This window comes from Enterococcus sp. HMSC072F02 (assembly GCF_001837725.1).
Classification (GTDB): domain Bacteria; phylum Bacillota; class Bacilli; order Lactobacillales; family Enterococcaceae; genus Enterococcus_B; species Enterococcus_B lactis.
The window spans coordinates 21915-28307 of record NZ_KV833969.1; the positions used below are offsets into that span (position 1 = coordinate 21915).

The 6393-nt window shown below is 40.0% G+C and carries 4 protein-coding genes; all 4 read left to right on the top strand.

The window, feature by feature from the left end; genetic code table 11:
* The first annotated feature begins 19 nt into the window (after positions 1 to 19).
* The 4 genes from HMPREF2731_RS11745 to HMPREF2731_RS11760 all read left to right on the top strand — a co-directional run bounded on the left by HMPREF2731_RS11745 (position 20) and on the right by HMPREF2731_RS11760 (position 6056).
* A complete protein-coding gene (locus HMPREF2731_RS11745) occupies positions 20 to 1993 on the top strand; it encodes a DHH family phosphoesterase (RefSeq protein WP_070873054.1) in 1974 nt (657 codons plus the stop codon).
* A gap of 5 nt (positions 1994 to 1998) precedes the next feature.
* On the top strand, positions 1999 to 2451 hold the full coding sequence (gene rplI / locus HMPREF2731_RS11750; RefSeq protein WP_002293132.1) for a 50S ribosomal protein L9: 453 nt from the start codon (positions 1999 to 2001) through the stop codon (positions 2449 to 2451).
* Between the two features lie 274 nt (positions 2452 to 2725).
* The gene (dnaB, locus tag HMPREF2731_RS11755) at positions 2726 to 4093 is read left to right on the top strand and encodes a replicative DNA helicase (protein WP_002288373.1); all 1368 of its coding nucleotides are present in this window, start codon (positions 2726 to 2728) and stop codon (positions 4091 to 4093) included.
* A 670-nt stretch (positions 4094 to 4763) separates the two neighbouring features.
* Complete coding sequence (locus HMPREF2731_RS11760; protein WP_002288375.1) at positions 4764 to 6056, top strand: adenylosuccinate synthase; 1293 nt, start codon at positions 4764 to 4766, stop codon at positions 6054 to 6056.
* Positions 6057 to 6393 lie beyond the last annotated feature (337 nt).

Sequence of the window (6393 nt, forward strand, 5' to 3'; positions counted from 1 at the left end):
CATATATGGGAGGAAAATTATGGAAAATAAAAACAATCATTTATCCCCAAAACCTCTCTTCCTTATCCTGTTTATACTAATCGAAGTATTGGTAGTCTTAATTTTACCATTTCGTTTTGTTAGCGCTTCGGTCATTCTTTTGATGAATTTATGGGGCGTTCGCTATTGGTTGAAAATGAAACGCTGGCTTACTTTAAATAAACGTGAAAAAATCCAGCAGGCTTCGACCGTAGCCGAAACAAATCTGGCTTATGTCTCAGAAGTCATGCCTGTAGGAGTGATTGCTTATCAGCCATCAAGCCAAAAAATCGAATGGCTCAATCCTTTAGCATTGAAAGTCAAAGATCAAAGTGGATTAACAGAGGAAGAATTGTTAGATACTTTTTTTACTGCAAAAGAAAAAAAGAAAAACCAAGTCTATCTAGCAGATAAAACATTTCAGTTTGATATGGATACAGTAAAGGGTGTCGTTTATTTTAATGATATCACCCAAAACCAGTTATTGAAACTTCATCAGGCGAACAGTCAGCCAGTGATCGGTATTTTATCTATTGATAACTATGCAGATGCTATTGATAAATTGGATGACAAAGAGATTTCTTATTTGAACTCTTTCATCACTACACTTGTTTCTGACTGGATGAATGAATACCATGTCTTTTTCAAAAGAATCAACGCAGAACGGTTTTTCTTCGTCGCGCAGATGATCGATCTGAAAAAGATGATGGATAAAAAATTTGATTTGTTGGATCGCTTTCGAGCAGAAGCTGAAAAACAGAGCTCGCCTATCACCTTGAGTATGGGGATTGCTTATGGCGCAAGATCCCTCGATGAAATCGGTGGAGAAGCTCAGAACAATTTAGATGTTGCTCTAGTCCGCGGAGGCGACCAAGTTGTCGTGAAAGAGGTAAAAGAAGGAGCGAAACCTGTTTATTATGGCGGTAAATCAGCTAAGAATGTCAAACGCACGCGTGTCCGTTCTCGAGCGATGAGTACTGCTTTGCGCCGGATTTTTGATGAAACAGGCGATGTGTTCATCATGGGACACAAATTTCCGGATATGGATGCTTTAGGCTCTGCTTTTGGTGTCAGTTGTCTTGCACGCTTCAACCAGAAAAAGGCTTATATCGTTATCAACGAGAACGAGATCATTCCAGATGTAGAACGTTGTCTCGAAGAAATCCATAAACATCCAGAATTAGAAATGCAATTGATCTCTCCAGAACGCGCCATAGAGCTGAAAAAAGATGAAGACCTCCTCGTGATGGTGGATTATCATAAACCTTCTCTATCGATCTCTCAGAGCCTATATGAGCAATTTGATAAGATCGTGATCATTGATCATCACCGCCGAGGGGAAGAGTTTCCAAGCAAGCCTTTGCTGACTTATATCGAATCTTCAGCCTCTTCCGCTTCAGAGCTAGTTTCTGAACTGATCCAATACCAAAGCAGCAAAACGAATCGCTTAGATCGTTTTGAGGCCACACTATTACTTGCAGGGATGGTTGTAGATACGAATAGTTTCAATGTTCGTACAACTGCACGAACTTTTGATGTTGCCAGCTATTTAAGGTCTTGTGGAGCAGACGCATCCTTAGTACAATATTTATTGAGCTCGGACTTAGCGACATACTTGGAAATCAGTCATTTGATTGCTGGAAGCGAGTATGTGACTTCTGATATTGTTGTGGCGGCAGGAACAGATGAAAAAGAGTATAATAGTGTCATAGCGGCAAAAACAGCAGATACACTGCTTTCGATGATCAATATCAACGCAGCTTTCGTCATTACGAAGCGGACAGACGGATTGATTGGGATCAGTGCCCGAAGTACCGGTACGATCAATGTCCAAATCATCATGGAATCCTTAGGTGGTGGAGGACACTTCACAAATGCAGCTACTCAACTGGAGAATACGACAGTTGAAGAAACAAAACAGAAGCTTTTTGCTGCAATCAAAGAAAATATGAATCAAATATATGATAAGGAGTAATCCAAATGAAAGTAATTTTTTTACAAGACGTAAAAGGAAAAGGTAAAAAAGGGGACATCAAAGAAGTTCCAGCAGGTTATGCACAAAATTATCTAATCAAAAATAACTTGGCAAAAGAAGCAACGAAAAGTAGTATCAGTCAGTTAGCTGGACAGAAGAAAGCCCAAGAAAAACACGAAGCTGAAATCTTGGAAGAAGCTAAAAAATTAAAAGACTTCTTGGAAAAAGAAGATACGGTAGTCGAGTTAAAAGCAAAAGCAGGGGAAGACAGCCGTTTGTTTGGATCGATTCCTTCAAAACAAATTGCTGAAGGGCTAAACAAACAATACAAAATCAAATTAGATAAACGAAAAATCGAACTAGAAAACCCAATCCGTTCGCTAGGCTACACAAACGTACCTGTGAAGTTGCATCATGAGGTGACGGCTACGATCAAAGTTCATGTCGTACAAGAATAACAAGTCTTGATAGTGATGTTCAGCTGGTAAGAAGAACCAGAAGGAGAAAAGACAAACCGAAATTTATCTGAGAAAAGCAGCTGCAGCAACAAAAGCACAAGCTGCATATCGATTTCAGATTGATTTCGGTTTCTTTTTTGAGAACAGTAAAATAGCATGAAGAAAACGAGTATAATAAAAGAGAGCTATTTTTTTATGATACTTTCGATGCGAATGATGACTTTTCCATCATTTTCTTGTAAAATGAAGCAATTGAAGACAAGGAGCGATACGTATGAATGAAGTGTGGCAGGATCGAATCCCACCGCAAAATATTGAAGCTGAACAAGCGGTTCTAGGCTCTGTTTTTCTTGATGCAGAAACGATCATTGATGCCATGGAGTACATAGAGCCAAAAGACTTTTATCGTCGCGGCCATCAAATTATTTTTGAGACAATGATCGAGTTGAACGATCGTAATGAAGCGATTGACGTTGTTACTGTTAAAGACCGGCTAGAACAAGCAAATTTGTTAGAAGATGCCGGTGGTTTAAGTTACCTATCAGATTTGGCTTTAGCAGTTCCGACAGCAGCAAATATCGTCTACTATGCGAAAATCGTTGAAGAAAAATCATTATTGCGTACATTGATTCAGACAGCAACAGGGATCGTTACAAAAGGATTCGAGCAAGGAGAAGAAGTTCAGACGATCTTAGATGATGCAGAACGCAGTATCTTGGAGGTTTCGGAAAAAAGAAATCGAAGCGGCTTTTTATCCATTGCTGAAGTACTGAACTCAACGATTGAAAATATCGATCGACTAGCTCAAAACAATGAAGAAATCACAGGCCTACCAACTGGCTATCAAGGTCTGGACAAAATGACAGCAGGTTTCCAGCCCGAAGAACTAATCATTCTGGCTGCCCGTCCAGCGGTAGGTAAAACAGCGTTCGCATTGAATATTGCTCAAAATGTAGGAACCAAAACAGATCGTTCTGTTGCGATATTCAGTCTGGAAATGGGGGCGGAATCTCTTGTAAATCGGATGCTTTGTGCAGAAGGTTCGATTGAAGCTAGCCATTTGCGTACAGGTCAGCTTTCGGAAGAAGAATGGTCGAATCTGATCGTTGCGATGGGAAGTCTTTCTCGAGCAAATATTTTTATCGATGATACACCAGGGATCAAGATCTCTGAAATCCGCGCGAAATGTCGGAAACTAGCGCAAGAAAAAGGCAACCTAGGCTTGATATTGATCGATTATTTGCAGTTGATTGAAGGGAACGGTAAAGAAAACCGTCAACAAGAAGTATCAGATATCTCCCGCCAACTGAAAAAACTGGCAAAAGAACTGAAAGTACCTGTCATTGCTCTTTCGCAGTTGTCTCGTGGAGTAGAACAGCGACAAGACAAACGTCCAGTACTAAGTGATATTCGTGAATCCGGATCAATCGAACAAGATGCGGACATCGTAGCCTTCTTGTATCGGGATGATTATTATGAAAGAGAAGGCGGAGATGACGATGATGGAAATGAGCCAAAAAATGACAACGTCATCGAAGTCATCATCGAGAAGAACCGAAGCGGTGCGCGAGGAACAGTTGAACTGCTGTTTATCAAAGAATACAATAAATTTTCGTCGCTTTCGCCAAGAGAAGAATTTTAAAGAATAGGTTGTGAAAGCAGCGTTCAGCCTTGCGCAATGACCAAGGGCACTCGTATAAGATGCGACGAGTAACTGCAAGAGTGACTAGAGCACTTAATTAAAACAGATCTCCAAAGGGATTGTGACAAAAGTCTTGTCACAATCCCTTTTTCCGAATAAACGGTGTTCTCCTGCCAACTCCTCGGTCACAAGTCACAATATTCAATAAACATGAGAAGCTGTTTTTTGAAATTGCTCCTTGTGACTCGGAGTGAAACGGCAGGCTCACAACCTCTTCCTTAAACGGTATTCAAAAGCTTGCATCTGCGGTAATAAGCCCAACCAAACGAAAAATAGGAGGAGCTATTTTTGTTTGGCTGTTCTTATTACTTGATGCAGGGCAGCTTTTTCACAACCTCTTATTCACGGTGTTCCAGAAGTAGCTTCTTCGAAAAATAAGCCGAAATTTCACAAAAATTTGAGAAGCAATTTTCGTAAATTCCTTCTTATTTCTTGAAGCTGACCACTTCTGTCACAACCTCTTTTTTTAATAATCATTCTAAAAGGATAAAAGTTCGTTTTTTAAGCGTTTTTATAAAATAAAAATAAAAATCATTCGATTTTATTTGAATTATGTATCTATTATTGATACAATGGTTCAGGATTAAATAATATAGAACGAGGTGTTCACATGTCATCTGTAGTAGTAGTAGGTACGCAATGGGGCGATGAAGGGAAAGGAAAAATCACAGACTTTCTCAGTGAAAATGCTGAAGTGATTGCACGGTACCAAGGTGGCGACAATGCAGGGCATACAATCAAATTCAATGGTGTGACTTATAAACTGCATTTGATTCCTTCTGGGATTTTTTATAAAGACAAGATCAGTGTGATTGGAAACGGCGTCGTAGTCAATCCTAAATCATTGGTCAAAGAATTAGCTTATTTACATGAAAAAGGTGTAGAAACAAGTAATCTGCGTATTTCTGACCGTGCACACGTAATCTTGCCTTATCATATCAAATTGGACCAATTACAAGAAGATGCGAAAGGTGAAAACAAAATCGGTACAACGATCAAAGGAATCGGACCAGCTTATATGGATAAAGCCGCTCGTGTAGGTATCCGCATCGCAGACTTATTGGATAAAGAAATTTTTGAAGAACGTCTTCGTTTGAATCTAGATGATAAAAACCGTCAATTTGTAAAAATGTTTGATTCAGAACCACTTGATTTTGACGATATTTTTGAAGAATATTATGAATATGGACAACAAATCAAACAATACGTCACAGATACTTCGGTTATCTTGAATGATGCCTTAGATGCAGGTAAACGCGTGTTGTTTGAAGGGGCGCAAGGAGTCATGTTGGATATCGACCAAGGAACCTATCCTTTTGTTACTTCTTCTAATCCAGTAGCCGGTGGTGTTACAATCGGAAGCGGTGTAGGACCTTCAAAAATCAATAAAGTCGTCGGCGTCTGCAAAGCCTATACGTCACGTGTCGGTGATGGTCCATTTCCAACTGAACTATTTGATGAAACAGGTGAACAAATCCGCGAAGTAGGACGAGAATACGGTACGACAACAGGACGTCCTCGTCGTGTCGGCTGGTTTGATTCTGTAGTTATGCGCCATTCTAAACGGGTGTCAGGTATTACCAACCTATCTTTAAACTCAATCGATGTATTAAGTGGATTGGAAACCGTAAAAATTTGCACGGCTTATGAATTAGATGGCGAACTAATCTACCACTATCCAGCAAGCTTGAAAGAGTTGAACCGCTGCAAACCAATCTATGAAGAGTTGCCAGGCTGGTCAGAAGACATTACAGGATGCAAAACACTTGCAGAACTGCCAGAAAACGCACGTAATTATGTACGTCGTATCTCAGAGCTTGTTGGTGTACGTATCTCAACATTTTCTGTCGGACCTGATAGAACACAAACAAACATCTTAGAAAGCGTCTGGGCGCAAATCTAAGGATAAAAACGACGACTGAATCAGGACGTTCTTACCAGAGCGAGTCGAAGTGTTTATCTATACGATAATAATCACTTGAAGAGGTAGTGAAAGAGACGTTTAGCCTTATTGCCGATAGGCTGTCTCTTGAACACTGTTTATTCAGAATAAGGGACTGTGACAAAAGTCTTGTCGCAGTTCCCTTTTTTTGAATAAACGGTGTTCTCCTGCCAACTCCTCGGCCACAAGTCACAATATTCAACAAACATGAGAAGCTGTTTTTTGAAATTGCTCCTTGTCACTCAGAGTGAAACGGCAGGTTCATGACCTCTTCCTTAAACGGTGTTCAATCAGCTGA

Excerpts from the sequence above, each read along its gene's own strand:
- HMPREF2731_RS11745 (WP_070873054.1), top strand. The coding sequence starts at position 20 with ATGGAAAATAAAAACAATCATTTATCCCCAAAACCTCTCTTCCTTATC.
- rplI (WP_002293132.1), top strand. The coding sequence starts at position 1,999 with ATGAAAGTAATTTTTTTACAAGACGTAAAAGGAAAAGGTAAAAAAGGG.
- dnaB (WP_002288373.1), top strand. The coding sequence starts at position 2,726 with ATGAATGAAGTGTGGCAGGATCGAATCCCACCGCAAAATATTGAAGCT.
- HMPREF2731_RS11760 (WP_002288375.1), top strand. The coding sequence starts at position 4,764 with ATGTCATCTGTAGTAGTAGTAGGTACGCAATGGGGCGATGAAGGGAAA.